General features: G+C 54.0%; 17 protein-coding genes and 2 pseudogenes. 4 read left to right on the top strand and 15 right to left on the bottom strand.

The genetic code is table 11. The annotated features are described in order from the left end of the window. The first annotated feature begins 56 nt into the window (after window positions 1-56). Window positions 57-305, top strand: a complete 249-nt coding sequence (locus tag AC3Z8Y_RS06180) for a hypothetical protein (RefSeq protein WP_490088898.1) — start codon at window positions 57-59, stop codon at window positions 303-305. Here the strand turns inward: AC3Z8Y_RS06180 and AC3Z8Y_RS06175 are convergent. The 11 genes from AC3Z8Y_RS06175 to AC3Z8Y_RS06125 form a co-directional block, all read right to left on the bottom strand. Beyond that, complete coding sequence (locus AC3Z8Y_RS06175; protein ID WP_490088897.1) at window positions 291-1,007, bottom strand: helix-turn-helix transcriptional regulator; 717 nt, start codon at window positions 1,005-1,007, stop codon at window positions 291-293. The two genes, AC3Z8Y_RS06180 and AC3Z8Y_RS06175, sit on opposite strands and share 15 nt — an antisense overlap. A gap of 146 nt (window positions 1,008-1,153) precedes the next feature. Continuing rightward, window positions 1,154-1,522, bottom strand: coding sequence for a cupin domain-containing protein (locus tag AC3Z8Y_RS06170; protein WP_490088896.1), 369 nt, complete (start codon window positions 1,520-1,522; stop codon window positions 1,154-1,156). Between the two features lie 25 nt (window positions 1,523-1,547). Beyond that, a complete protein-coding gene (locus tag AC3Z8Y_RS06165; protein ID WP_490088895.1) occupies window positions 1,548-2,552 on the bottom strand; it encodes an FAD-dependent oxidoreductase in 1,005 nt (334 codons plus the stop codon). Continuing rightward, window positions 2,536-3,633 carry an ABC transporter substrate-binding protein gene (locus AC3Z8Y_RS06160; protein ID WP_490088894.1) on the bottom strand — a complete coding sequence of 366 codons (1,098 nt, stop codon included), beginning with the start codon at window positions 3,631-3,633 and terminating at the stop codon, window positions 2,536-2,538. Before AC3Z8Y_RS06160 ends, AC3Z8Y_RS06165 begins: the two co-directional genes overlap by 17 nt. Further along, a complete protein-coding gene (locus AC3Z8Y_RS06155; RefSeq protein WP_490088893.1) occupies window positions 3,630-4,145 on the bottom strand; it encodes a DUF3291 domain-containing protein in 516 nt (171 codons plus the stop codon). The genes AC3Z8Y_RS06160 and AC3Z8Y_RS06155 overlap by 4 nt, the downstream gene beginning before the upstream one ends. A gap of 10 nt (window positions 4,146-4,155) precedes the next feature. Then, window positions 4,156-5,718 (bottom strand): class I tRNA ligase family protein, encoded by a 1,563-nt coding sequence (locus tag AC3Z8Y_RS06150; RefSeq protein WP_490088892.1) that lies wholly within the window; start codon window positions 5,716-5,718, stop codon window positions 4,156-4,158. 31 nt (window positions 5,719-5,749) lie between these two features. Next, window positions 5,750-6,154, bottom strand: a complete 405-nt coding sequence (locus AC3Z8Y_RS06145) for a cupin domain-containing protein (protein WP_490088891.1) — start codon at window positions 6,152-6,154, stop codon at window positions 5,750-5,752. Beyond that, window positions 6,151-7,473 carry a SidA/IucD/PvdA family monooxygenase gene (locus AC3Z8Y_RS06140; RefSeq protein ID WP_490088890.1) on the bottom strand — a complete coding sequence of 441 codons (1,323 nt, stop codon included), beginning with the start codon at window positions 7,471-7,473 and terminating at the stop codon, window positions 6,151-6,153. Before AC3Z8Y_RS06140 ends, AC3Z8Y_RS06145 begins: the two co-directional genes overlap by 4 nt. Window positions 7,474-7,483: 10 nt before the next feature. Continuing rightward, on the bottom strand, window positions 7,484-8,734 hold the full coding sequence (locus AC3Z8Y_RS06135) for an aspartate aminotransferase family protein (protein ID WP_490088889.1): 1,251 nt from the start codon (window positions 8,732-8,734) through the stop codon (window positions 7,484-7,486). 21 nt (window positions 8,735-8,755) lie between these two features. Beyond that, a complete protein-coding gene (locus AC3Z8Y_RS06130) occupies window positions 8,756-9,304 on the bottom strand; it encodes an EamA family transporter (RefSeq protein WP_490089947.1) in 549 nt (182 codons plus the stop codon). Between the two features lie 398 nt (window positions 9,305-9,702). Then, on the bottom strand, window positions 9,703-10,947 hold the full coding sequence (locus tag AC3Z8Y_RS06125; RefSeq protein WP_490088888.1) for an ATP-grasp domain-containing protein: 1,245 nt from the start codon (window positions 10,945-10,947) through the stop codon (window positions 9,703-9,705). 385 nt (window positions 10,948-11,332) lie between these two features. Between AC3Z8Y_RS06125 and AC3Z8Y_RS06120 the strand changes: the two are divergent. Continuing rightward, window positions 11,333-11,485: pseudogene (locus tag AC3Z8Y_RS06120) on the top strand (IS3 family transposase); the annotation flags it as partial. A gap of 927 nt (window positions 11,486-12,412) precedes the next feature. Beyond that, entirely contained in the window at window positions 12,413-12,718 is a 306-nt protein-coding gene (locus AC3Z8Y_RS06115; protein ID WP_490088887.1) for a hypothetical protein, read from the top strand. A gap of 285 nt (window positions 12,719-13,003) precedes the next feature. Here the strand turns inward: AC3Z8Y_RS06115 and AC3Z8Y_RS06110 are convergent. From AC3Z8Y_RS06110 to AC3Z8Y_RS06095, 4 genes and pseudogenes are all read right to left on the bottom strand, one after another. Further along, a pseudogene (locus AC3Z8Y_RS06110) lies at window positions 13,004-13,270 on the bottom strand (transposase domain-containing protein); the annotation flags it as partial. Between the two features lie 42 nt (window positions 13,271-13,312). After that, window positions 13,313-13,687, bottom strand: a complete 375-nt coding sequence (locus AC3Z8Y_RS06105) for a hypothetical protein (protein WP_490088886.1) — start codon at window positions 13,685-13,687, stop codon at window positions 13,313-13,315. Beyond that, complete coding sequence (locus AC3Z8Y_RS06100) at window positions 13,687-14,232, bottom strand: hypothetical protein (RefSeq protein WP_490088885.1); 546 nt, start codon at window positions 14,230-14,232, stop codon at window positions 13,687-13,689. Before AC3Z8Y_RS06100 ends, AC3Z8Y_RS06105 begins: the two co-directional genes overlap by 1 nt. 10 nt (window positions 14,233-14,242) lie before the next feature. Next, window positions 14,243-15,412 (bottom strand): tetratricopeptide repeat protein, encoded by a 1,170-nt coding sequence (locus AC3Z8Y_RS06095; RefSeq protein ID WP_490088884.1) that lies wholly within the window; start codon window positions 15,410-15,412, stop codon window positions 14,243-14,245. A gap of 29 nt (window positions 15,413-15,441) precedes the next feature. Between AC3Z8Y_RS06095 and AC3Z8Y_RS06090 the strand changes: the two genes are divergently transcribed. Further along, window positions 15,442-26,892 (top strand): LysM peptidoglycan-binding domain-containing protein, encoded by an 11,451-nt coding sequence (locus tag AC3Z8Y_RS06090; RefSeq protein WP_490088883.1) that lies wholly within the window; start codon window positions 15,442-15,444, stop codon window positions 26,890-26,892. The last annotated feature ends 8 nt before the right edge of the window (window positions 26,893-26,900 follow it).

The following is a 26,900-nucleotide window of genomic DNA, read 5'->3' as shown; positions in this document are numbered from 1 at the left end:
GGTAGAAGAGATTTTGACGTTTTGATAAGTTGCCAATTTGAGAGGTGGAGACAGCAATGAAGCTACTCAGCACGTTAGCTGCTAAGGATACTGCGAGACAGGCAGTGAGAATGCGTGTGCTGCGCAAGCAAAGCCAAACGGAATTTTGGTGCAAATTTGGGATAAGCCAAGCTTGCGCAAGTAGAATTGAGTGCACGAGCCAATTACCCGCCCCAATATATATCTTGCTTAAACTTTATCTAAACGGTCGCCTCACTGAAAAAGACCTAATACAGTCCTGCGGAAGCGACCTAAGGGTTAATTAATCTGTACTTAATGGCCATGATTACGGCCATTCTGCGAGAGCTCACCTGAAACTTTTTCCGGATATTTTTGAAATGGAACTCTACCCCATCAGTCGTACAGGAAAGGATCATTGCGATCTCCCAGGTGGTTTTCCCTGCTGCGCTCCAATTCAATACCTCAATCTCCCTAGGTGTCAGATACACAGGAGATTGCGTAATATTTAGCTTAGCTGCGCGGATTCCTTCCATTGCGTAATCGCGTAGGAGAGAAGCTGATGGCACGGTCTGAAGAATCAAACGCTTACCTTTGTTCCCCTGCTCGCTTGGCTTAAGACATAACATCCCGGTTTCACCATTTGGGGAATGGAGCGGGAGCGCAAGCCCCTGGCCTAATCCATAAAGTTCTGCCTCTTCAAAAAAAGCAGACTCCTGGGGGAGGCTAAAATCATGCCTATCCCAAATAAGCGGGCGGTTAGACGTAAAGCAGTGCTGGACGACGGGGTCTATGGTCGCATAAGAGTATGCGTCATATCTCTGACGCCACTCGTCAGGATAGTCTGCGAAAATTTTTGCATTTTGAGTATCAGCATCACTTGCCGGCTTAAGGCCTATCAGAAAATTTGTGTATCCTAGCTTAAGCGTGAGCGCTTTAAGCATCGCTACCCAATCTTCAACGCTAGCCGCTTGAGCAAGCCGCCACAATTCTTCTATCTCAACGTACATCCGCGACCCCATGCGACGGCCATCAAGAGTAGCGTCGACCAGCCACAGCGACGTCGATCGGTACCCAAGGTCGGAAAAGGCCGACCGAAGGCCTTAAGCTAATAAATAGCTAGGAAAAAATCAAATGCGATCTGGACGAGTCGTATCTAAGGGGTCTGCATGACAACCGTGCCCATCGCACCGTAGCCACCTAAAGGTCCAAAAAAAATCACCCAGGTACGAAAATCATCGCTAAAGTCTAAAAAGCGATGGTCCATTCCCGCCGGAACAAACAAAAGATCGCCCGGGCCGACAGACGTGAGCTCGGAATCAGCTCTGTAAAAATGCGCTTGGCCGCTACTTATAATATAAATCTCATCCTGCTCATGAGGCGACTGTGTATCTTTGCCACGCGGAGAAAAGAGCTCAATAGAAAAATCTCCGCGCTGAAAGAGAATATGAAAAATACCGCCTGACTGGGTAAGTCGCTCTGCTTCTATGGCTTCTGTTAACTTTAGTATCTCGTTGGCAAGCATACGGAGTAGCCTTATCGTCCTAAATCTAAAGGAAATTATTCTCTAGCACGACCTTGGTTAGGCTCTGGGCACATTTTGCAATCCCGCCGTTACATCCAAAAAATTGGAGATGGCCGTCTAGGTTCGTGATTTGCGGACGCCCGTCCAATGTACGTGTAAACGCGCAAGGGGACAGCTTCAGTTTACTTATCTTATAGCCCATACGCGTGATCTCGTCCAGTGCCCACTGCAGTTTGGGATGGCGCTTGTAGCCGCTGTCATACCATGAATGAAGCCGGTCAATATCCGTTAGTAAAATAGATTGTGTATCGGCCACGACGAACTTACTACTTTGCAGTGACTCGTCAAAACCCAAATGTGAGCAGCCGAAAAACTCTGCAACACCGGGATAATCCATTTTGCTTCTTATAAAGCAGTGGGGCTCAGATATAGGGCGATGAGCTACATGTATTGATGTCCGAGCAATGACCGATCCACATGCTCCCCCAGCAGAGTACAGCCCACGGAAGTCAGCGATTTTCGTACATTCAATAACACTTCCAGTATCAGTAATAACGCTATGATAACAATCGTGCGATGTAGTTGATGCTGCTACCGCGACCTGCATTTGTACGCCAAGATTGCGAGCTCGACAGTTCATCGCACTAATATATGCCAGGGGGTCAATTATGCCGCCGGAAGGATCGCGATAAATTAGCTTATTATGGGACAAAAAACCGATCCCGGTAGGGCAGGCTGTAGCGCCCTGGTGGGCTTCGTCATAGTAGACCGGTACCGGCTTGAAAAAATTAATCCCGGTGGATCTTTCCAGATTTGTCATTAGGCAAAGGTTTTCTTTGGCTAACGCGTTCCAATAAGGATCTGAGCCACAACTACGATAGATTCTCGAGTGATCATTGTGGGAGGATACACGCGCACTCCTATCTGATCCTATCAGACAAACGGAAGCCCCGATTTCGGCAAGGTAGAGTGCGGCAGCTGCACCGAGTAGGCCATTGCCGAGCACGCAAACATCAAAGCGCGGCTGCACCCCTGCCTCCTTCCGTGGCTATTGAACAATCAGATTCCCCGGGGGACATAAGAATCCATCGGTGTCCTTTAAGCGCTCCAGTTTCCGTAAAACTTAATAAACCATAAGGGGAGGATATCTTCTGAAGAAGGATGTTCTTGCGCAGAATATCCGGAGTCGCGTTGGGTGAGTCCTGCAGCGCTCTACATAGCGCTTGGCACGCTAAGTAGGATGTTAGGAAATAAGGACCTGGCTGCCGCCCCCCTATTAGCGCAGCACGTTGTACAATCCCGACATAGGGGGCTGTTATAGCCGAATCAAAACGGCATTCGAGTCCAGCAACAAATACTCCGGATGGGCCTTTGAACCCAGCAGCGATATCAAGCCGGGTGTCATCAGACAAAAGAAGAGTCTGACTCTTATCGAAAATAATCTGACTACCAACATGTTTCGCGAACTCACAAGATCCTGCGATAACTATACAGTCGCTATCGATGATCCTCGGGCGCCGACTAGCTGAAATATAGGAGTATTCGATGGAAGCAGAAGCAGCGTGCTCACTCAAGCGTTGATGTAGAGCTCTACCTAGACGATATCCATAGTTCCCGCGTTGGGCAAAAATGTGAGTGCTGCTAGCAGGTGGAATTGCAGATAGTAGACATTCTAGCTGTTCCTCATCAGTACCAAAAAGCCTTACCGCATGCGTACCAGGGCCTCCTCTGGAGCACAAGTCCGGATCTGAACACCCAGGCGCTAGGAAAAGTATTTCATATTCATCATATGTGCGGACGGCGCTCATTGCCGCCGTTGCGGCAAAGTGTCCGACGACAACCTGGACATTTTTCTGAGCTAATCGCTTTGCTAAAGTAGCTGCTTCATGAAGGTCGCGCCTATCATCACAAACCTCGACATTCAGCGATACGCCATAATCTAGCGTGGCAAGGTAGACCGCAAGCATCAAATCCACAGCGTTTTGACCTGTGCTCTCACACACCGCTACCTTTAGCCCTTCTGAATGATGCAACCAGGTCGCAGCGTTGAACCACACCGGAGTGTCTAGTTTTATCCCTTCACGCCGTTCACATAAGTCAGCAGACTTCATAAGCTGTTCATCTGCAGAGGGTGGCCAGCGACGTCATATGGTTTCCGAAACGTAAAAGCGTATGGCGTCGATCCGTGATCATGCAAATATTCTAACCGAGCACAGGCCTCGCGCCACGTAGGTTGATGGTTGTCGGCAATCCACCATACGACGTAGATCGGCCAGTTTTGCTCAAGGAACCAATCCTTCCGCATCTGTAATGCTTGCCGATGTAGAGGCCCATGGTAAGCGAAATTGAAGACTGATTTAAGATCCTGCCAGACCGAGACAGTCTGGGCTTGGGTCGAATGTCCCCCTGTGACGCCGTCATTATAGAAGCGCGGCACTGCAAATGGCCCCCATTTACCCCACTCGCGCTGATGGTTAGTGAGCCATTCCTTATTGTCCTGCTGTATAGCCCGAGCGATGAAACCTGGCGAATTTTCCGCTTCCGAAAAAACGTCTGGTGTACGGTCATCGAAGCCTTGGACAAGTACATCTCCATACGGAGCTCGAAGTACGGAATAGGTCATCAGACACACCTTAGGCATTGCTGAGCTCCCTGCTCATCTGATGCGCGCGAAACAGAGCGGCGGGCAAGGCCTCGCCTAAAAACGCTCCACTAGTCCTATTGGCCTCAACCGAGCAACCGCGTAGGTGATAGTGGAGCTTATTGCAACCAGATGGCATTAACGGATAGCACGCCCTGGCGAACGTAGCGAGTAAATGTACAACGTCCGCAGCCGTTGCGCCGCCTGAAAGAGTATGATCAATCCATCCTAAGAGGTGCAGACAATCCTCTGCCGCTTGCCGTACATGGAAGCGGTCGACAGACATACTCCTCAATATCGTCTGCTCTGCAGTAGAGGCAATCTTCCGCGTTTCGTTACTACAAGGCAAATTAAAGTCTTCTAGAGAAGATGATGACAACATCAAGTTGAATTTGTCAGATACGCTACTCCAAAGTTTGTGTAGCGATTTATCTAGAGCTGAAACCATACCAGACTCGGTGTAGTTCGCCTTCTCGAAACCGGGGCAATTCAGCGCAGCGTAGAATCGGATTTCATCAGAACTGTACTTATCGATACAGTCATCCGCCCAGACCACGTGGCCGTTACTGGTTGAAAACTTAGAATGCTCTAGGTTATAAAACTCATTGATAATGGTTACTTTCGGTAGCCATCTGCCGTTATCAATTTGCGTCAGAAGTGCAACGTGAAGGATCGCGTAAAAATACGAATTATCGAACCCGAAGAAGTTAATTGGTTGTGTTTCGTACTGTACGTCCGCGAGCCGTTCCGCACGGCGATAAGAATGAACTAATTGGGCCATAATCTCAGGCCATGGGTTGAATCTTTGCCCGTCGAACCCCGGCAGATCAACAGCAATGCCCCAGCTTGACGGCACGCTAACAGGGAAATCGGGAAGAGTGCCCGATACCGCGTCCTCCACCAACCACCTATATCGCTGGCGAAAAGAGGTCGCTCCACGGTAGAAATCCATTATTTGTTGTCTGAAACGCTCAAGTTCTATTACCATAACATCTAGCCAGGAAACGACTAAGTCTCTTGATCCCGTTACGGTATTTCGCGCATCGACCAAATTCAAAGCATTCGTCAGATGTCCACACGCTTCGCAGATCCCGCACTTACAGGAGGCCAAGCAATGGCAACAATATCCGGACACACCGGCTTCATCGAGAAGTTCTCCCGTCGTATTGTCTTTAAAGAAAGGATAAGGCTTCTTTACAAGAACGTTCTTACGGAACAAGTCTTGGAATAGATGTTTAACAAAGTTATTGGCTTCTTCATCCGGGGCGTAATAATCGTCCACGCTAATGTCAAAATTTTTTAAAGTTTTCCGGATACTACGGGTCCAGTAGTCAGCTAGCTCTACCGGTTCTACATTTTGTCGCTGTGCTGTGACACGCACATAAGACTGATTCACATCGCTATAGCATGTGACAAATGCTGCACCGCCGGTTAACTTGGTGGCTTTAGCTAGGATATCGCCTGCAAGAAATGGCCCGCTTAAATGTCCCAGATGTAGCCCTCCATTGGGAGTTGGGGGCGGCAGCGTAATAACGAATCGTGTTGATTCATTCATAGTAGAGTCTCTATTAGTAAGTGAAGAGTCTTCAAAGGGCACTATCGGATGCTCCGCCCCAATCCCAGTAGATATCAATCATCAGGAACGGCAGGGAGGAAATATTGCGCAATTGATGCTGGGAATTTCTGGGTATATAGACAACGTCGCCAAACCCAATAGATGTAGTCTGCTCTTCAATAGATAATTCAGCCTGCCCGGAAATAACAATAAAGGTTTCCTCTTCATCGTGCCCGTGGCGGTCGACGTCATGCCCTGGTTCGACACATACCCAGATACAACCAAACTCCGTAATTGTGCGCTTGGTATTTACTTTCTCGGCCCAAGGAAACAACCTGCGGAGCTTGCAATTGTATTCGTCAGTATACGATACATCCGAATATCGGCGTATATACTGGTTGATGGATTTCTCGGGCGCAACTTTCACTGTACTCATGAATAGACCGTTTTTGATTGTGTGTCCGCTGAGCCCAATCCGCGGCTGAATATAATTTCTTGGATTTTTTCTGCAATCATCCAAGACCGCAAAGATAATAGGCTAAACGAACCCGCGTCCCCAAACCCATGGGTAGCCTCACATAAACCGTTGAGGAAAATTGGTGGGAAATCCGGATCGGAGGAGGCAATTAGATAATCCCGCTCCACTGATACCGACCCATCGGTCCGTTGGATTACACTGTCTGCAAGCCCTTGGAGAATATGAGGGAGAAACTCATCGTTTCGTCCGCTTCCTAAATTCTTAAAACCTGTAGCTAGCACGACCGCATCTACATTTAGCTTCGAATCTTTATTCTTTAAGGTATTATGCAGATCGAGTTTAACTTTAGAACCATCTAGTTCCGCGAATTGGATTTGAGTCATGTTATGCAACTGGATTCTTTCACGGCCGCTGATTTTCTGATGATATACTTTATGATATAGCGCCTTAATAACATCCATGTCCGCCGAGCTATAGTTACTTCGCAGGAGTTGATTGGTCAATTGCTTCTGAAGCGAAATTGGGGCGTTATAGTAATCGTCAACAAACCCAGGAAGATATACATCCTCTGTAAACGGGCTAGTATCTTTAAGCTGATAAGAGAAGCTTCTAAATATATTATATATCTTAGCGTCAGGATAGCGAGTGTTTAAGTCCAGGGTGAGCTCGACCGCACTTTGGCTACTACCAACTACTGCTATTGAACGAAGCTCGCCCTTCGTTGCCCAGCTAGCGAGGGACGTCGTGTATTTTGTGAAGTGGCATACCCTCCCCTTAAAGTTTTTTTGAAACGCTTCAGGGATAAAAGGAGTTCGACCAGGAGCAAACGACAAAGTCCGCGCGAGAACAGTGCGTCCGAGGCTTGTATCTAACCGCACCAGCTCCCCATTTGTACCAGCTCTGGAGACTGAGGTAACACGTTCTCCGTAGCTAACCCAACGATCAAATTGCCTAGCAACCCAGCGGACATAGCGTGCATATTCAAGCCGATATGGATATTCCAGGCCCAAGTTTAAATACTCAAATAGCCTGTTTTTAGATTTCAGGTAGCTTAAGAATCCATAAGGGCTTATCGGATTCCTAGGTGTCACGAAGTCTCTTAGGGGATTATGTTGTGTGTCGGATCCGTCAATTAACATCTCTGCCTGCCAGTCCGGAGCAGTATTACCTTCGAGGAATAGGTATTTTCCTCCCAGAGATTTTTCCTCCAGAGCGATAGCGAGCGCAATATTAGCCGGACCGAAGCCCACGCCGATTACGTCGTAAATGGTGTCCATACTTAGGTCCTTATAGCGCTAAACCGCGTATTGCTTTAATGATTCGCTCGCCGCCTTCTTGCAAGTCGTCAGTGGAAATCGTAAGCGCAGGCATACACTTTAATACTTCGCTCAAGGGACCGCAGGTTTCTGCGATCATATGCTCCTCAAATAGCGTCCTCGACAGCCGCTTGGCAATAGTAGGATCTTTAAAAGCTATACCAAGCATAAGACCCCGCCCTCGGATCTGAAAATCTAGCTTAGTATTGGATAGACCTTCAGTGATATGCTGGAAGAGCTGATCACCCTTCTTGACGACTTCGTTAGCTAGTTTAGCATCTGACCAAAATTTCTTTAACGCAACACTGGCTGTTATCATCGCCAAATTATTACCCCGAAATGTACCGTTATGCTCGCTAGGCTCCCATATGTCGATTTCCGGCCTCACTAAACTTACTGCAAAGGGCAGGCCGAGCCCGCTAAGCGATTTTGACAAGCAAATAATGTCAGGTACTATCCCCGCATGTTCAAAGCTGAAATAGCTTCCGGCACGACCGTTACCCGCCTGGATGTCATCGACGATGAGCAAAGCCCCTAATTTTTTGGCCAACATTGCTACACCTCTGAGCCACTCACTATTTGCGCAGTTTATTCCCCCTTCACCTTGAATCGGCTCTAGAATAAAAGCTGCTGGAGTTTCGTTCCCATATCCAGGACGACAAAACATGTCTTCTAATATCTGGAGTTGAGCAGGAATGTCTGGAATGTGTACGCCGTCGAATGGGAGCCTAATCACTCCTGGCACTTGGACCCCGATTGATTGTTTCTTTGCTGGATTTGCAGTGATGGCTAAGGCGCCTAGGGACATGCCATGATAGCCGCCGGTAAAACAAGCGACAGCGTGTCTACCTGTAACCTTCCGGGCGAGCTTGATGGCAGACTCGATGCAATTTGTACCGGTCGGGCCAGTAAATTGTAGTTTATGATCGAACCCTCGTGGTTCAAGGATAAGCCGCTTAAATGTCAGCAGGAAATTTTGCTTTGTTTCGGAATACATGTCCAAAGAATGCAGAATACCTTTGTTACGCATATATTCAATGCATGCTTCTATCATGTCTGGATCGTTATGCCCATAATTAAGTGTGCCTGCTCCAGAAAAGAAATCTAGATATTTCACGCCTGACACGTCCGTGATATAGCTACCGCTAGCGGTAGCAAACACCGCAGGAAACGAGCGGCAATATCCACGAACTGCCGATTCAAGCTGCTCAAACACTTCCATATAGACTCCTGAAAACTGCTGTTAACTATTATGATTCTGCGTATCTATTGCTTGAGAGTTTGCGCGGTTACTCCTAGAGGCTAGCGTCGATTGCTCCATTCGAAGGCCTATTAATGCGCACAAGCAGACTATAATAATGGCTATGATTGAGTCAGCTGAAAGTGATAAGCGCGAATCAAAGAGCTGGAAAATGAATACGAGGATAGGCGTGACAAGCAATACGTATGAGACTTGGCCAGGCTCCGTTAGGCCTATCCCTTTTTGCAGACAATACAATGGTATGACATTGCCTAATAACGCAATTGTTATAAAAGCCAATCCGTACTGTGAGATCGAAGTCTGCAACCCATCCGCGAAAAATGCACAAGCCCCGATTAAAAGGAAGAAACGTGTCGACATGAGTTGGTTCAGCTTATATCCCTGATCATATATATGTTTTGAGATAACATTTACTAGCGCCAACGAAAATCCAGTCAACACAGCGAAAATTAATCCGTATAGGCTGCTGTCTGCCTCCTGTTTGCCCAGACTTGAATTCCCCTGAAGAACTGTATGCGCTACGAACCACATGCTCGCAATCGTTGCGACGCTAACAATGACACGCTTTACGGTGAAGTCGCGAAGGCTGCCCGTTAGAAGCAATGACAATATTAAAGTTGCTAGTGGGTTCACTCCGTATAATACCGCCGCGGTCATGGCCGGTTCTATGGACCTTAGAGAGTAATATAGAAACACCCAGGTCCCAAGCGTTCCGATATTAAGGCAAGCGAAGAGCGCCGCACGGCGGCTTGTCAATGCTGGCCACGTATCGCGCGCGTATACAGTTGCGATGATGAAAAAAAGCGCCACTACTGAAAATATGATAAGTAATGAATGCTGGGTTGGAACGCCTTGTAGCAGACGGCCCAACCATACTGATTGCGCCGCTGAAAGCGTATCAAATGCCAATACGAACAGTAGACCTGGGTTCATGCCACTATCCACATTTGGCCATCGGCTTCCATCTTTCTAATAAGCCGGGTATCGGATTCCAACGCAGATTTACTTTCGTTTGCTAGGAAAATCCCGCCTGGGCTATCGAACAAGCTTCGCGTTGGTTCTATTCTATCTCCCACTGCTATATTCCAAAATGCCGTCGTGAAGCTCGAAAGGGTGTGCGCCCATTCTTTTCCAGGGACGTCTACTACTGTTCCTGTTTGGCTGTTTAGTAGCGAAACAGCCTTTGAATATTTGTGTATCTTCGGCAACTCCGCGGTACGTAGGTGAAAACGCTCAGGGTCGACTGCGGCGTCGACGAGTAGGTCTATTTGAGATACATTTGAGAAGTATTGAGCAGCACGAGGTGCCTTAGCGCCGTGTAAACGAGCACCAACCTCTATTAACACTGGGCCATTCTCATCAACCATAATCTCCATATGGCCTGCACCAAAATTAATACCTAGGCTGTCTAAGACTTTGGTGGCATATTCAGTTATTTCTGCCATCTCCGGATCCGTAGGATTGATGAAGTTTTCTTCGACGTATACTATTGCGCTGTTAAAATTAGCTTTTTCGTATCGCGAGGTACTTACAACGTAATGTTTTCCACCGAGGGATACCGTATCCACCACGTATTCCGTTCCATTTATATACTCCTGCACGAGTATCGACTCGTTTCTCGACCCGAAACAGTTGATCTTATCCAGAATAAGCTCGGCGGCTATAATGATTTCTTCGTGGGAGTTGCAGAAAGATACCCCATCCGTCCCGCATGAGCTAACAGGTTTGACGACCGTTTTTCCTGTACTGCATTCCAGCAGCTTCCTTTTAACGTCGAAAATAGAAGACGCTTGAAACTGTCGAATAGAACGTAGGCCATATTTTCTAATTTGCTCTTGCATCAAGAACTTATCGCGGAGCGCGTCGGTTTTATCCGGAGCACAGCAGGCTAGACCTAAACCATCCGCTAGCTGGTTGGCTAATAGAACTCCGCTTTCTGCGCCTGGTACTACCGCGGTGCATTTGTAGCTTTGAAGCACTGAAATTAGCGCCTCAAAATTATCGCCATTGAAGCTGAACTGCTTCTCAAAATTATTTGGGTAAAACGACCTGATATATACGCTCGGTATTGTGGCACAGCTGTGTATCGCTATACATGTATACCCTCGCGAAATGAATTCTGCCGCCAAAAATTGGCCGCTTGAGTACGCGTCTACAATAGCTACAAATTTCATAGGGTGTCCTCGGGTCACGGATTTATGGGTTGGCGACCTCAGGGCTGGGCCCTAAGCGGAATATCAACGGGTCAATGGTTTGGCCTAATGGGGCTTGATTACCTATTGTTATTACACCCCGGCGTATCACTCCAGTGGGTCTAAGGCGTTCAGTAACCGTTATGGATCCCTAAATTATGATCGGAGGGACCGTTAGGCAACCTACCTTATTTGGTAGGTTTGCAGTCACGTTCCGATATGTAGTGGTCGAATAACCCCGGACACTTTTGTTAGGCTAATATGGTCGCCCCAGAGGTGTTTGATCAGCAGCCAGCAACGTACCTTCACCACCGAATTCAAGCGCGAAGCTACTAGCCAGTTGCTTGACTAGAGCTACGACCACACTGACGCAGCGCGGTCGCTTGGATTGGTTGAGTTGACCCTGCGCCGGTGGATCAACCAGTTCCCGCAGGAACGAGGTGGTGTCTCGCCGACCAGCAACGCCGCTGACACCCGAGCAGCAGACAACCACGACCCGGAAGTTCGAATTAACCCCTGAACGGAAAAAAAAAACGATTTCAAAAAAGGCTACCACTTATGGGTAAAGACCGACCCTCGTCCGGCATTGAAAAGCGGGCAATCCCCGAGTCCTACCGTGGCGGCAACCACAGCGTCAGGCTATTGCCACCTTGCTGTAAGATAAAGTTACCGGCTAACAAGGACTCTTCAAGCGCGATCCGGTATTGCTGCTCTTGCTCGTGGGTCACAGGCTTCACCCTGGCTAGCCAACGGAACAGCTGGCTTCCTTGGCACCTGGGCTTATAGACCCCGCGGCCATCCCAGCCGGGGATCAACTGGATTCCCATCCGATGCGGTGTGCCCGACGCTCATCCACAGAGAGTTCCGCACGCTCGGCCCGGTACTGTTCCAAATACGCGGCCGACACCAGGCCCTGACACGGTTGGGCCTCCCGCTCGGATGAGGCGCCGTTACGAATCGGCGCCGCAGTACCTCATCGGTAAGCGTCTCGGCATCACACGTTGTCAATGCTTTCGGTATCTGCCATAACCGTGCAATCAGAGTGCGAGCCGCATTTCGATTGGCTGTTCAGCTGTACCGCATGGAAGCTAGCAAGGCGGGAGATCCTCGACCCACGTGAAACCGAGCTTTTTATAAAGTGATCTAGCTGCCGTATTGACTTGAAAACACTGAGGTCGATGTATGTCAGCGCTGATGCGATTTTGATCCAAGGGGGGCAGTTCATCGTCGGCGCCAACAGTCTTGGACGTACGTTTGGCTTCGGCAGCTCGCTGCATTCCCATTTGATAAGGTCGTCGCCAGCTGTCGCCGAATGCATTCCAATCTAACCCTTGATGTCTCGTCACGCTGCTGCGACTGGGCGGTTCTATAGGTATCGACCGATGGCAAAGCGGGCAAGCCTGGAGCCTTTAAACTTGGTATGTGTATTGACAGAGGGTTGGTTCGAATGAAAATCACTGGCCGCGTAGAAGTTGAAACACTGACTGACGTGCGTTGCGACGTATGCGATTGCTCCACCTGTCGGGGAAGCGGCAATTTGGTGTATGGGATGCTCCATGCGCAGTGGGGCTACGGTGCGTTGCACGATGGCGAACGCTATGAGGTGCACCTCTGCGAAGCCTGCTTTTTCGCTACCCTCGCATACCTCAAGCAGGAGCGACGTACGGCAAACATGTTTGAGGATGACCCTCAACTGTGGGATGGCGATTCTGGTCTGGCCACCATGGATGACTTTTTTCGCGATGGTCGCTAACTCGGAGGCCTTAATCGGGGCTTCACTTCGGCTGCTTAGGCCTAGGCATCGTCGGGTCGCAGCGATCCAAGACAAATACGCTGAGCTTGAAATCCTGACGATATTCTTTGCTGGTCATGGTGGTGAATCCAACGGCAGCTATTACCTGTACATGACAGAAACTAGGAGTAACCGTCTCTCAACCACCGGCTACCCTTTAAGCCGCCTCTTCGAGTTCCTGAACGAGCTCAATGCCGCTCCGTGCAAGATCATCAGTAAGCGTACGGGGAATATGCCCTGCGCAAGCTAGCCCGGCATCCACCGATGCGGCAGCAGTTGCTCGATCTCTCTGGCCTTCTGTGTCGGCAACCGCATCAGTACATCCTTGAGATACGCATACGGATCATGCCCGTTCATGCGTGCCGACTGGATCAAGCTCATGATCGCCGCCGCTCGCTTACCACTTCGCAGCGACCTAGCGAACAGCCAGTTGGGACGGCCAAGCGCCCACGGCCTGATCGTATTTTCGACCGGGTTATTGTCAATGGGCACGGCACCATCATCCAGGTAGAGCGCCACCGACATATAAATTTGGCGGCCCGCGTCGATGCATAGTCACCCGCGCGCAACCTTAAACAGCACTTTCCGCATAGCCCCCGCCACTCCCTCGGTCCCCATCAGCGTGGCTACCACGCTACTCACCACCTGATCGAACTTGGGGTGCTCCAAAATCTCATCACCAAATTCCCACCTAAGCATCTCTTGCACCGCAATAATGGGCCCGGCGTTGGCAAAATCTTCGCTGTCTGGATCTAGCGCTTGCAGCCGTTGGCGCAGCCGAGTACGTAGCACGGCGGTGCTGCGCTCTTTTTTGCCGCTGGGGCTGGGCTGTTTCGAAGCGCTGCTGGCTTGGGTTGCCTTGCCAGGACCTTGCAGCTCATGCAAGGCAGCGAGCGCGCGGCCCAGGCGCGCGGGGTCGATGGGTTCCATCAGTTGGGCTCGAGGGACTGTCGATAAGCGCCAAGGTAGACCGGCCCGGAGGCGTCAAGTGGCGACTGCGCGGCGGGGGCGACGTCATTCAGCCCGGCGAGTACCTTGCGCATGTCGGCGGCTAGCGCCGCATTACTGCACTCGCGCAGACCATGTTCAAAATGGCTCGCAGCCTCCTGAGTGCCACCGTTGAGCATGGCTAGGTAGCCATCGGCGAATTTCCGCAGGCTCGCCTCGGTGCTGTGCTCGTGCAGGTGAGTGAAGGCGGTGACAGCGGCCACTGGCTGGTCCAGTTGTAGTCCCAGCAAGCCCAACTGGAACCAAGCGATGTCCATGCCCGGGGCCAGCGTCACTGCCTGCTCGATGGAGGCAAAAGCACGCTCGTACAATTCCAGCTCGGCATACTCGGCACCGAGGAAGTACAGAGCACTAGCGTTGTTCGGGTCCACGGCCAAAGCTTCTTTCAGGTAGTTCAAAGCGGCGTGGTGATCGTTGCCTTTACTGGCATGAATAGCCAGATGCAGGTATTCCGAGGCGTCCAGCATGTGTTGTCTCCTAAGGTTGGATCGGAGCGAGGCCGGGGCGGGCTTGCACCCAGCGTTCTAGCAGTATCCGGCCGCTGCCACCGTCCGGCAGTGGTCGGCTCAGGACCTGCTCCACCAACTGCTGCGCCTGCTCGTGCTGGCCGACCTGTTTAAGCAGCAGCAGCTCGGCGTATTGCGCGGACAGGCATTGCGGGCTGAGTTTCAACGCACGGCGAATGCCAGTTCGCGCCTTGGCCACATCGCCTTCCAGGGCATCCACCACCGCGAAGCCACCGTGGGTGTCGGCAAAACGCCGGTCTAGTTCGTAAGACACCTCCAGCGCCTGGCGCGCCTGAACGCTGTCTTCACGCAGGATGTACACCCATGCCAATAAGTGCCAACTGCCGATGTGGTCGGGCATGAAGCGCACGGCATGCTTGAGGAAGGATTCGGCCAAGTCGAACTTCAGTTCGTTGAACTCCAGTTCCCCCAGACCGAACCAGGCACGGCCGTACTCTGGATAAGCCTCGGTCGCCTGTTGCCATGCGCTGCGGGCTGGCGCTACCTGGCCTAGCTCGAAATAAGCAGAGGCCGCGGCCACCAGTGCATCGAGCTGTATGGGTGCTTGGTCGAGCACGGTTTTTGCCAGTGCCAGCGCGCCAGAGTTGTCACCGTTCTCGTACGTCAGCACCGCTAGCAGCCCCTGCGCTTCTACGTTGCCAGGTTCGGCCTGCAGGGCGCGCGCCACCAGAGGCTGCGCCTCTTCGGTCAACTCTTCTTGGTACAACGAGCGTGCGTAAGCCAATAGCAACACCGCCGGGCACTCGGGATCGCTCGTCAGGCCCGCCAGCAGTGGCGCGGCCTGATTGAAATTCCGATTGTAGAAATGCGCCAGGGCGGTGTTGTGCAGCAGCGAAGGATGATTCAGGCCACCCACCATAGCGGCCTCGCCGTAGCCGGCGGCGCGGCCGTATTGCCCGTGCATCAAGCCAAGATGGCACCCCAGTGCGTAAACCATGGGGTCGGGAATGGCGTGAGCATCCAGGTGATCCAGCAGTACATTGGCGCTCGCGGCCTCCCCCAGATCCAGCGCAAGCGCGAACGCGTCATACAGCAGCGGCTGATTGAGTGGGTCTGCCGCGAGGAAACCTAGCAAGCGGGCCAAGCGAGCGAATGCAGGTGAGGCGGTATCGGTTGACATAGAGAAAGTCGGCGTTGGCAACGAGCCCAGTGCTCGAACAGGCGGCCATTATTACGAGCTGTTGGCGTAACTGTCATGCGCGAACTCCCGATTTTCGTCCTTTTCAAAAATATTTATCCCACCCCCTAAACTTCCTTCCCGATCCCGGCATACAGCGCTTAGACAGGCTGTTCCGCGTGCGCGATGCAATAGCCAAAATTTCTCAAGGACCGCCAGGCCCTCTTGGCTTGGCACAGGACATCAAGCACATGGTCGCGATCATTGCAGGCAATGGATTAGGGCTGTTCAACGCATCGCTCAACTCGCTCGGCGGTGGTGGTGCCGCCACCCTCGGCCAGGCCGGTGGCCAGGCGCTCGTCAACGCCAGCAACGGCAACCTCGTGCTGCAGTTCACCGACGAACAGCTCTCCGGCCTGGGCCAAGACCTGCTGCAGACCCGCACCTACAACTCACAGGGCTTGCTCAACGACGCTGATGCCGATGGCTGGCGCGTGACTGGTGAGCGCAAGGTGGCACTCAGCGGCACCCGAAACGCCGTGGGCAGCACCCTCACCCGCACCGGCGCCGATGGCCATGACACCCTCTACACCTGGAACGGCAGCGCCTACCAAGCCAGTGAAGGCGCTGGAGCTCATGATTCGTTAAGTTGGGACGACAGCGCGTCGCAATGGGTTTGGACCGAGGGCTCCAGTCTCAGTACCGAAACCTACGACAGCACCACCGGCCGGTTGATGACCCAAGTGGACGCCCATGGCACCAAGCTGACCTTCAGCTACGACACTAGCGGCCGGTTAAGCTCAGTCAGCGACAGCTCCAAGCAGTCCCTGGTGTTCACCTATTCCGGGGGCCACCTGGCGCGCATCGACACCCGTACAGTGTCCGGCGGCCCGCGCACCCAGCAGGTGTACTACGGCTACGACAGCGCAGGCCGGCTGACCTCGGTGACGACCGACCTATCCCCGGACGACAACAGTGTCGTCGACGGCAATGTCTACACCACCACCTACACTTACGATGGCAGCAGCTTCCGGGTGGCCAGCGTGGCCCAAAGCGACGGCACCCGCGCTGCCTACACCTACCAATTGGTGGGCGGTAGCTATCGAGTGGCTACGGTTACCGATGCTTCCGGGACCACCACCTTCAGCTACGACCTAGCCAACAAACGCACCGACGTCACCAACGGTGTCGGCCAGCAGTGGAGCTATGTATACGACGCCCAGTCCCGCCTGGTGCAGTTGATCACCCCGGCGGTCAACGGTCAGTGCCTGACCACCCGTTACAGCTACGACAGTGCCGGCAACATCATTCAGGTGACCGACGCGCGTGGCGCCACCCTGACCTATGGCTACGACGCCAACGGCAACCGCATCCTTGAACGCGACGCGCTGGGCAATACCATCACCCGCACCTTCAGTGCCACCAACCAATTACTGACCGAGGCGCGTTATGCGGTCCCGGCCACGCTGGATGGGAGCACCGGAACCTGGACCAACCCGCCAGCCTCCAGCGCTCAGGTCACCCGTTACACCTACGACAGCAGTGACCGCCTGCGCTTCGTGATCACCGCCACTGGCCAAGTAAGCGAGTACCGGTACACCAGCAATGGGTTGCTTAGCCAACAGGTAAGTTATACCGATGCCGCTTACAACTTGGCGACCCTTGCCCCGACTGGCACCCTGAGCGAAAGCCAGCTCAAGACCTGGGCCAGCGCCAGGGATAAAGCCCTGTCCACGCTAACCGAAAACACCTACGACTACCGGGGCAACCTGAGCCAGCGGGTGACCTATGCCACGGTCAATGCTTCCGGCGTTGGGGTGCTGGATGCCGCAGCCGAGGTGAGCGAATTTGTCTACGACGCGGCGGGTAACCTGCTGCAGACGATCGCGGTACGCGGCACCAACCGGGATAGCCGCACGGTGCTCAGTTCCACGGCCTATGACGGCCTGGGCCGGGTGGTCAGCCAGTTGGACAGTAGCGGGACGCGCACCACCAGCTATAGCGGCAGCGCGCATACGGTGGCGGTGACCAATACCGCCGGGCAAACGTTGACCCAAACCTACGACGGCCAGGGCCGGTTGGTCAGCATGACCCAAACCGCTGCCGCTCTCCCTAGCCGCACCACCAGTTATGTGTACGACGCCGTTGGCCGCCTGGTGATGACCCAGGATCCTACCGGTGTGCGCGAATACATCTTCTACGACGAAGCCGGACGGGTCAGTGCCAAGGTCGACGGCGTGGGTGCAGTCACCGAGTTTACCTACAGCGAAACTGGCCAGCTCACTCAGGAAAAACACTACGCAACCTTAGTCGACACCGGTGCCTGGTTCGATGGCACGAACACCACTAAAACCTTGATCAGCCAGGTGCGGCCCACTGCGTCGGGAGCGGATCGCTTCACGACCAACACCTACGACACCGCCGGCCGCCTGCTGACCAGCGCGGCCGCCAGCGGCGCAACCACCACCTACAGCTACGACGGCCGCAACCAACTGATCGCCCAGCAGACTGGCGACCGCCTTACCCGTTACTTCTACGACAATGGCGGCTTGCAGACCGGCGTGCTCGACCCAGAGGGCTACCTCAAGACCAACACCTACGACGCCGCAGGGCAACTAGTGCGGACAATCCGCTACAGCCTGCAGATTACCGACCCCAGCCGCGCCACCGCTACGTTGGAGCAACTGCGCCCTACCACCGGCAGCTCGCTGCAAGCTTGGTTCTTCTACGACGATGCCGGCCGCCAGATCGCCAGCGTCGACGAAAAAGGTTTCTTCAGCGAAGGAGTTTATGACCAGGCCGCCAATACCCAAAAAAGCATCCGTTACGCCAGCGCCTACACCGGCACCGTCAACGCCAGCAGCGACCTGACTGCCCTCCGGAACGCCGTGGCCGGTGCCAGCCAAAGTGCCCTTACCGCTTACGATGTCTTCGGCCGCATCGGTCAGGTCACCGGCACCGACGGCACTGTCACCGCCTACGAGTACGATACCGCCGGCCGTCTTGTGCGCCAGACCAGCGCCCTGAGCAGCAGCGAAGAACGCAGCGCCCTCACCCGCTACGACGCCTACGGCCAAATCACCGGCCGCCTCTCTGGCGAAGGCGCGGCGCTGATCAGCCCCGGCATGAGCGACGCCCAGGTCAACGCGATCTACAAGCAATACAGCCTGACCTACACCTACGACGCCAACGGCCGCATTACCAGCGCCACCGACCCCGCCGGCAACCGTACCGTCACCTACTACGACGCCGAGGGCCGTGTAACTGAGGTGATCAATGGGCTGGGGGAAGTCAGCGAGACGCTGTACAACGCCTTCGGCGAAGTGACCGATCAGACCGGCTTCAGCAACCGCTTGGCCGCTGCGGATAACGCCGCTTTGACCGGCGGCTTGCTGACCGCTCCGGTCAAGGCTCTGGTGCAAGCCATCCGCGATGCCAACCAGGACAACCACAGCCGCTACACCTATGACGTGCGTGGCCTGCTGGCGAGCACCACCGATGCGCTGGGCTTCACCACCAGCTATGGCTACAGCGACTACGGGCAGCAGACGTCCGTCACCAAAACCCTGGCCGCGGGCAGCACCGTCACCAGCACAGCCAGCTACGACAAGCGCGGCCTGCAAACCGGTACTGTGGACGACAGCCTGGGCCTGGCCAGGGGCGTCAGTACCGTGTATGACGCCTTCGGACGCATCGTCAAGCAGGTGGATGGACGCGGGATTACTCGTAGTACGGCATACGCGGACAGCGGCCGCACCATTACCCAAACTGATCCGCTGAGCCACACCACCAGTAGCACCTACGACGCCTTCAACCGTGTGCTCACCCAGACCGACGCGTTGGGCAAGATCACCACCTTCAGCTACGACGACATCAACCGGACAACCACCCTCACTCGACCGGATGGCGTGGCCTTCACCACAACAAATAACCGTAACGGCGAGACGCTTACCACCACCGACGGCAGCGGTAAGCTCACGACCTACAGCTACAACAAGGACGGACAGCTAATCTCAGTGACCGACCCCTTGAAGCGCACAACCTACAGCGGCTACGACAAGCTCGGGCGCAAGGTTAGCAGCACCGACGCCTTGGGCCGCGTCACCACCTACGCCTATGACGCCGCCAATCGCGTGGTCACCCAGACCGACGACAGCGGCGTACAAACCAAATACAGCTTCGACGGCCAAGGCCGGCAGATTCGAGTCACTCAGGCCGCAAACCGGCCCGAAGCGCGTATCACCAACTATGCCTACGACCTCGACGGCCAAGTGCTGCGCGTCACCCAAGATCCGAACGGCCTGGCCCTAACCACCACCTATACCTATGACGGTGTCGGTGAGCAGGTGAAGGTCACCCGCGGCACCGCCGCCAGCCCTAACCAGCAGGTCACCGTCTATACCTACGACACCCTTGGCCGGCGCACCTCAGAGCGCCTGGACCCGTACGGGTTGAACGCCACCACCCAGTACAAGTACAACGGCAACGATCAGGTCACTCGCAAGATCGACGCCAACGGCAACAGCACCTGGTACGTCTACGACCGCAACGGCCAGGTCACCGACATCGTCGATGCCCTCGGTGGGGTGACCCACACGACCTACGACAACAACGGCAGGGTCACCAGCACCACGCGCTATGCCACTGCGTTGGATGCCGCGACCCTGGCTGGACTGGGTAATGCGGTGTCCAGCGTCAGTCCCGTGGCCAGTGCCAATGATCAGACCACGATCAATATCTACGATGCGATTGGCCGGTTGCGGTATACACGCAACGCCTTGAACCAAGTGACCGAGTACGCTTACAACCACAATGGTAATGTCGTCGACACCCGCCAATACGACAAGGCCATACCTGCTGGCACGGCAACCAGCATCACCGCCACGACCGCAGCCCTCAGCGCCGCAGGTGCGAGTTCACTCAATACCCACTACGTCTACGACGCCGCCGGCCAACTGCGCAGTGTCACCGACGCCGCCGGCAAAACCGAGGCTTACACCTATGACGCTGTAGGCAACCGCAAGACGCTGACCAACAAGAACGGCGATACCTGGAACTACACCTACGACAACCTCAACCGCTTGGTGGAGGAAATCTCGCCCGCCGTAGCGGTGTCGAGCTTTATCACCACCTCGCAACTGAGCACGGCCACTCGGCTCGTGGTCACGAGCATTACCTACGATGCCTTGGGCCAAGTACTCAGCCGCACCCAAGGCCGCTTGCGGGCCAACCTCACCGACGCTGCTACCAGCGATGACCTGAGCCAGGCACGCACCACCACCTATGGCTACGACGCTGTCGGGCATCAGGTGCAGATCGTTTCGCCGGGTTGGTACAACAAGGCCAGTCGTCAATTCCAGTCGTATTCGGACGGCACCGCCAGCACCTTCCAAGTGGTCACAAACGTGACATACGACGCCCTGGGCAACGCCGTGCGTAACCGGGTAACCACGGACAACAGCGGCAACGCGGCAGACTACACCGACAGCTACAAAGCCTACGACGCACTGGGCCGGCTGACATACGACGTAGACGCGCTCAAGGGAGTGACGGCCTATACCTACGATGCCCTCGGCAACCAGATCAGCACACGGCGCTATGTGAATGCCCTGGCCACCGCAGTACCGGCCACGGGGTATTACAGCGGCGCAGACATTGCGTCCGGAACTGCCGCAGACGCCAACCAAGACCGCACCCTCAAAACCACGTACGACGCCTTAGGCCGAAAAGTGGCGGTTCAGCAAGGCTGGGTAACGCTCTACAGCGCCTCGACACAATCACAATCCGGCGGTTACTCTGCCAAGGTTTACAGCTACAACACATTCGGCCAAGTGGTTCGCGAAACGCAACTGCTGCGCGACGGTAACGGCACTACCTTATTGACCGGCGCCAGCACCGTTTATTACTACGACCGCAATGGTAACCGCATTGGCAGCGTGGATGCCTTGGGCTACTACACGGCCATGCAGTACAACGACCTGGGCCAACTGACCCGGCAGATCGAGTACGCCACCGCGCTGGGCAGTTGGAACGAAAAAGCCCTGCCAAGCGCGACTACCAGCACCAAGGACCGCAGCACGCGCTTCGTGTATGACGCCATGGGCCGCATCACCCAGGTGGTTCAGGAGCAGGTATCGTACTGGTACCAGACCGTCAGCGCGGCCGACACGGTGAGCGTCGATCAATACCAGGCAGACGTATACCTGAGCCGCACAAGCTATGACGGTGTCGGTAACAAATTGACGGTAACCGATGCCCTAGGCAACGTGACCACGACCCAATATAACGCCTTGGGCCAAGCCACCCGATTGATCGAACCGGCCCGTACCACCGCCGCAGCGGGCCCCAGCAACCCCTTCGCCGCCAATACGGTGCTGGCTTCTCCAATCACTACCTATGCCGTAAACGCCTTCGGCCAAGTGATCAGCGAAACCCGATCGGCCGGCTCGGATGCTTCCGGCAACCTGCAAGCGGGCCTTACCCAGACCGACCTCACCGTGTATGACGCGGCCGGCTATGCCGCCATGACCGTCGATGCCAGCGGCTCGCCACTGTATTTTGGTCGTGACACGGCAGGCCGGACCTTATCCGAGGTCCGGTATATCGACGTGACCTTGAACGCCTGGACGCAGGGGGGCGTGGCCAAGTCCGTCAAGCAAACCATCAGGCGCACTTACACTTATGATGTGCTAGGCCAACAAACGGCGACCATCGATTGGTACACCGACAACAACAATGTCGTCCAGAACACCACCAACTCTGTGGCGTACAATCGGTTCGGCGAGGTGACCAGCCAAGCGTTGAATTACAGTACCCAAGTCGCTTATGGCTACGATCCGCTTGGCAGGATCGTGCAGAAGTCCGACGTGCAGGGTCTGACAGATTATCGCTATGACATGGTTGGCAATGTCGCCCTCATCAGCCAGGAAGGTGATACCACCACCACCGACGACGACCGCAACACCTACATGGTCTACGACCTGCTTGGGCGTGTTATTGAGCAGCGTCTGCCAGGCTTCGACGCCAACACCAACTTCAACCCCGTCACGGATGTCAACACGGCCTACGCCGTGCCGATCGTGCGGCAGACTTACGATCGCTGGGGCAATGTGCTGACCCATACCGACGCCCGTGGCGCGGTGACGACCTACACCTACGACTACAATAACAAGGTGCTGACCACTAGCACCAATGCCACGACAGTGCTCAACGAGGATGGCAGCACTGTTGGCGCTGTTGCCATGCACGAAACGCGTTACGACGCCGTCGGCAATCTGATTCAGGAGGCCGACTGGAGCAATTACACGCTGCTGCGCACGCGCGAGCATGTCTATAACCAGGCCGGCCAACTAATCCGCGATGTGGACGCGCTGGGCTATGCGCGAAAGTACGCTGTGGACAGCAATGGCAACCGCATCGCCACTCGCGATGCTCTGAGCAACGTACTAGTCGATACCTACGATGTGATGGACCGCCAAGTCAGCCATGGGGTCATGACCAATGGCTCGCTTGTCACCTTGCTCACGAACCAATATGACCAGGCCGGCCGACTGGTGGGTGAAACCAAAGGCACAGCGGCGGTCGAGGAAGCCTTGGTTAATAGCACAAACGGGGACTGGAGCAACGTCGCCTATGGTAATACAGGCAACACCAAATACACGATTTTCGACGAACGCGGAAACATCGTTCAGACTCGGAATGAATCCAATGTAGTGAAGAGCTATACGTTTGACACCCAAAACAAAAAGGTGGCAGAAACTGACGGATTGGGCAGCACGCTTACATGGACTTACGACTATTCGACCTTTGGCCGCCTAGTCAGCCACAATGATCTCGGCAATCGCACCTATAATTATACCTATAATCACTTCGGGCAGATTTCTAACGAAAACCTGACCTTTGCCGGGCAAGTAATCCAACAAAATTTATCTACATATTTTAATGCAGACGGAAAAGTCAAGTCTCAGACATTGACACGAAGCACCATCAAAAAAACTGGGAGCGTGACACCCGATGATTTGTATATAAAAAACGTAGTCTATTCTTACGACCTCAATGGCAACCAAGTCAGAACAAATCAAAGCGAAAGTTATACAGTTAAGGCGAGCAGTACATTCTTTGCTGTGTCTCAAACGGCCGCACGGGAAACAAGGAGCCAATACGATGCATTAAATAGACTTATCCAAGTCAGCGCTCCCCTTGGCAGCGAAGTAGTGGGAGACGTTTCTAATCGGCTTATGCGAGATCAGACCGGGCGCCCCCTGGGGACTGTAAAATCGGTTTCTATCGCGAACACCGCTAACTCCAACGAACAAATCTCCTACGACGCGTTCGGCAATCGCCGCCGTGTAATCTTGACAACCACCAACCAGTCCAATGTTACCCAACAGATCGACAACTGGTACACTTATGACTCCGAAAGCCGTGCATTGATTGTAGACGGGTTATTCAGCAACGGCCAGATTGTGGCCGGTAAACTCGGTACGATCGCTAAAGGCTATTCCCTCGCCTATGACGCCGCCGGCCAGCGCATTTCCTCCGAGCAATGGAGCGCTACCAGTGGTAGCAACGAGCTTTTCAAGAAGAGTGAGTACTACTACAACAACCTTGGCCAACTGACCTACACCACCAACCGCACCCTCTACCGCGCCGCTGGCGCCAACAACCGGGACGTGGTGATCGCCGATGGCGGCGCGCCGTATCTGTTCAGCGAAACCTACGATGCCGTCGGCAACCGCACTCAGGAAATCGACTACGACGCCAATGGCAACGCTAGCACCGTCAGTAAGTTCACCTACCGGGGCGATGGAACTCAGCTCAGCCAGCTCGATTACAAGATCACAAACGGTGTGCAGTCGCTGTCCCAAGCCACCTATTTCGGGGAGGCCGGCATGATCGATGCCGCAGGCCGACAGTTGGCTTATCGCTATGTTCTTTATAACGCCAACGGCAGTATCAACTATCGGGGCAACTACAGCAAAACTTACGTCGCTTTCGAGACCTATAGAGACCTGACCATCACCGCTACCTGGACCCTGCCAGGCACTCCAGGCGTGACCACCTCGACCTACACCGACCGCGGCGAACTGTTGCAAACCGTGGCCACCGGCGGCAGCGGCTTCACCCGCCGCTTTGCCTCTACCATCGACGGCCAGTTGCAGGCCCGCCAAGAAACCAACGGCACCGTGCAGAACTACCTGTACAACCAAGGGCAACAACTCGCCAGTGTCGGCAACGCCGCGGCGCCGCAGATCATCGACACGATCGACCCGATCTCCACGTCCTACCCCGGACGTACCCCCACTAGTTACGTGATTAACAGTGGGGACACCCTTCAAAGCATTGCGCAAAGCCTATGGGGCGATGCCAGCATGTGGTACGTGATTGCCGATGCCAACGGCCTGGACACCAGTTCCACCCTGACTATTGGGGACAGCCTGACCATCCCCAACGTAGTTACCAGCAATCGCAATAACTCCACTACCTTCAAACCCTACGACCCCACTGACATCATCGGCGACACCACCCCCAGCCCGGCCTCGCCACCTCCGCCCAAGCCGAAGAAAAAGAAATGCGGCGGGGTAGCCTCGGTGGTCATGGTAGTCGTCGCGGTGGTGGCGACAATTTATACCGCAGGGGCGGCGTCGGCGCTGTTTGCCGGGGCCGGATTCACCGGCTCGGCGGGGGCGTTTGCCGCAGGCAGTGCGGCATTGAGCGCTGCCGCCTCAGGTACGACCTTGGCGGTTGGTACGCTAGGTTACGCCACCGCCCTGGGTACTGTGGCGGGCGCTGCGATTGGGAGCACTGCTTCGCAGCTGACAGGCATGGCCCTCGGCGTGCAGGATAAATTTTCCTGGGGACAGGTAGCGGTAGCAGGCATCACAGCTGGCGCTGCTTCGGCGTTCAGCGGTACCTTGAGCGGAATAGGCAGCAATAGCCCTGGTATCGTCGGCACGACCCAACGCTTTGCCGCCCTAGGGGTATTCGACTACTCGGTAAGCTACGCCGCTAGCAAGGTCGTCGGCCTGGATACATCCTTCTCCTGGAAAAATGTAGCGGCTTCGGCCATTAGCAGCGTAATTGCCGGTAATCTGAATACCAAGACCGACCTTTCCGGTTCAATCATCCGTGGCCTTACCAGCGGTGCCAGCTCGGCTTATATTCGCGATAAATGGTTCGGCGGGAGCAAACCTAACTATGCGCAAGTAGCGGCGGATGCGTTTGGAAATGTGTTAGCAGATTATATAGTCTCCAAGATGATCACCCCGGCGGATTCGCCTTTACAAGGGATGGACGAAAGATCAGCGGTTGATTCGGAAGGGCCAAGTCCTGCCGGGTCGGTTTCGACTGATGCCTTTAATCTTCAAGTGCCGGGCTCAGACTCTGCCCCTAAAATCATTGCTATTGCTGACTTTGAGGATGGCGGTAGAGGCGATATTTACGACGATGATACCGTAGTGGTCGTTCCACCTCCTGAAGCAGAACCGATCACATACTCAGAGGGCGATGTAATCCCTCATGGCGCAACCAAGCTTGTCGAGAACTCGTGGCTGGATAACGCCCTCTCTAATCTCGAGTCCTCAAGGATCGATGCCGAGAACTTCTACAAGGCTTCAGAGGCCAATGCGAGCAATGGACTAGAAGCAGTGTTTTTAGCCCTTGGCCGTCCCTTCAGCAATTCCGGTTATGAGCTAGCGATGACGCCGCTCAATCTCGCCAAAACGATCGCCAATCCAAGCAAGCTCTTCAACGGTATCGCGGCTGTAGCTAGCCAGGCCGTAGAAAATCCGGAACAGTTCGTAGCATCTATCGAGTCGAGTGCGAAGCTTTACTATTCCAGCCACACAGGCCGAGAAATAGCAGAGGACGCGCTCCAGGAGGTAGTGGCCACCCTCGCCGGTGGAGGCGTAGGCCGGGCTGTAGCAATAGCGTCAGGCAAGATCGCGCTTAAGGTAGCTGGAAACGCTGCAGAATTTGCGAGAAATAATACGACTGTTATCCAGCCAAAATCCATCGGTAATAGCACGGCCTTCTATACCTCTACACTCGTCGATATGCCTCTCAGGGCGTTAGGAGATCTCGCAAAGAGGACTATACGGGTGACAACTGTTACTCAAGAAACGCAAGCAAGATTCCGCGCCATGGACTATATAGATCCATTCAGTAATGAGCTGGTAAAATTTCCTCACGGCGAAAGAATAGAAGTCGACCACAGGGTACCGGTTAAAATCATAAAAGAATTGGACGGCTTCAAATTGTTGACAAAAGAACATATGGAGAACATACTGCAGGACAAAATAAACATTGGAAACCTGCAACCTTTGCCCTTAAAATTCAACAAGTCAAAAGGCGCAAGCATGAACTGGACAAAATACAAAGAACAAGCGCTTCACGTCGACTACATACAATCTCAAACAAAAGCTCAAAGAGAAAATTTAATAAAAATACAAAACCAAATAAACGAATACCTAAACTCTTACTAGGCACATCT

Source organism: Pseudomonas sp. 3MAES_34.3B, assembly GCF_058145875.1.
The sequence above is the reverse complement of the archived record's forward strand: the minus strand, read 5'-3'. Positions and strand labels throughout refer to the sequence as shown.

What these genes read in the sequence shown, in the direction of transcription:
- AC3Z8Y_RS06180 (WP_490088898.1), top strand. Translation starts at nt 57, where the DNA reads ATGAAGCTACTCAGCACGTTAGCTGCTAAGGATACTGCGAGACAGGCA.
- AC3Z8Y_RS06175 (WP_490088897.1), bottom strand. Translation starts at nt 1,007, where the DNA reads ATGTACGTTGAGATAGAAGAATTGTGGCGGCTTGCTCAAGCGGCTAGC.
- AC3Z8Y_RS06170 (WP_490088896.1), bottom strand. Translation starts at nt 1,522, where the DNA reads ATGCTTGCCAACGAGATACTAAAGTTAACAGAAGCCATAGAAGCAGAG.
- AC3Z8Y_RS06160 (WP_490088894.1), bottom strand. Translation starts at nt 3,633, where the DNA reads ATGAAGTCTGCTGACTTATGTGAACGGCGTGAAGGGATAAAACTAGAC.
- AC3Z8Y_RS06155 (WP_490088893.1), bottom strand. Translation starts at nt 4,145, where the DNA reads ATGACCTATTCCGTACTTCGAGCTCCGTATGGAGATGTACTTGTCCAA.
- AC3Z8Y_RS06150 (WP_490088892.1), bottom strand. Translation starts at nt 5,718, where the DNA reads ATGAATGAATCAACACGATTCGTTATTACGCTGCCGCCCCCAACTCCC.
- AC3Z8Y_RS06145 (WP_490088891.1), bottom strand. Translation starts at nt 6,154, where the DNA reads ATGAGTACAGTGAAAGTTGCGCCCGAGAAATCCATCAACCAGTATATA.
- AC3Z8Y_RS06140 (WP_490088890.1), bottom strand. Translation starts at nt 7,473, where the DNA reads ATGGACACCATTTACGACGTAATCGGCGTGGGCTTCGGTCCGGCTAAT.
- AC3Z8Y_RS06135 (WP_490088889.1), bottom strand. Translation starts at nt 8,734, where the DNA reads ATGGAAGTGTTTGAGCAGCTTGAATCGGCAGTTCGTGGATATTGCCGC.
- AC3Z8Y_RS06130 (WP_490089947.1), bottom strand. Translation starts at nt 9,304, where the DNA reads ATGTGGTTCGTAGCGCATACAGTTCTTCAGGGGAATTCAAGTCTGGGC.
- AC3Z8Y_RS06125 (WP_490088888.1), bottom strand. Translation starts at nt 10,947, where the DNA reads ATGAAATTTGTAGCTATTGTAGACGCGTACTCAAGCGGCCAATTTTTG.
- AC3Z8Y_RS06115 (WP_490088887.1), top strand. Translation starts at nt 12,413, where the DNA reads ATGAAAATCACTGGCCGCGTAGAAGTTGAAACACTGACTGACGTGCGT.
- AC3Z8Y_RS06105 (WP_490088886.1), bottom strand. Translation starts at nt 13,687, where the DNA reads ATGGAACCCATCGACCCCGCGCGCCTGGGCCGCGCGCTCGCTGCCTTG.
- AC3Z8Y_RS06100 (WP_490088885.1), bottom strand. Translation starts at nt 14,232, where the DNA reads ATGCTGGACGCCTCGGAATACCTGCATCTGGCTATTCATGCCAGTAAA.
- AC3Z8Y_RS06095 (WP_490088884.1), bottom strand. Translation starts at nt 15,412, where the DNA reads ATGTCAACCGATACCGCCTCACCTGCATTCGCTCGCTTGGCCCGCTTG.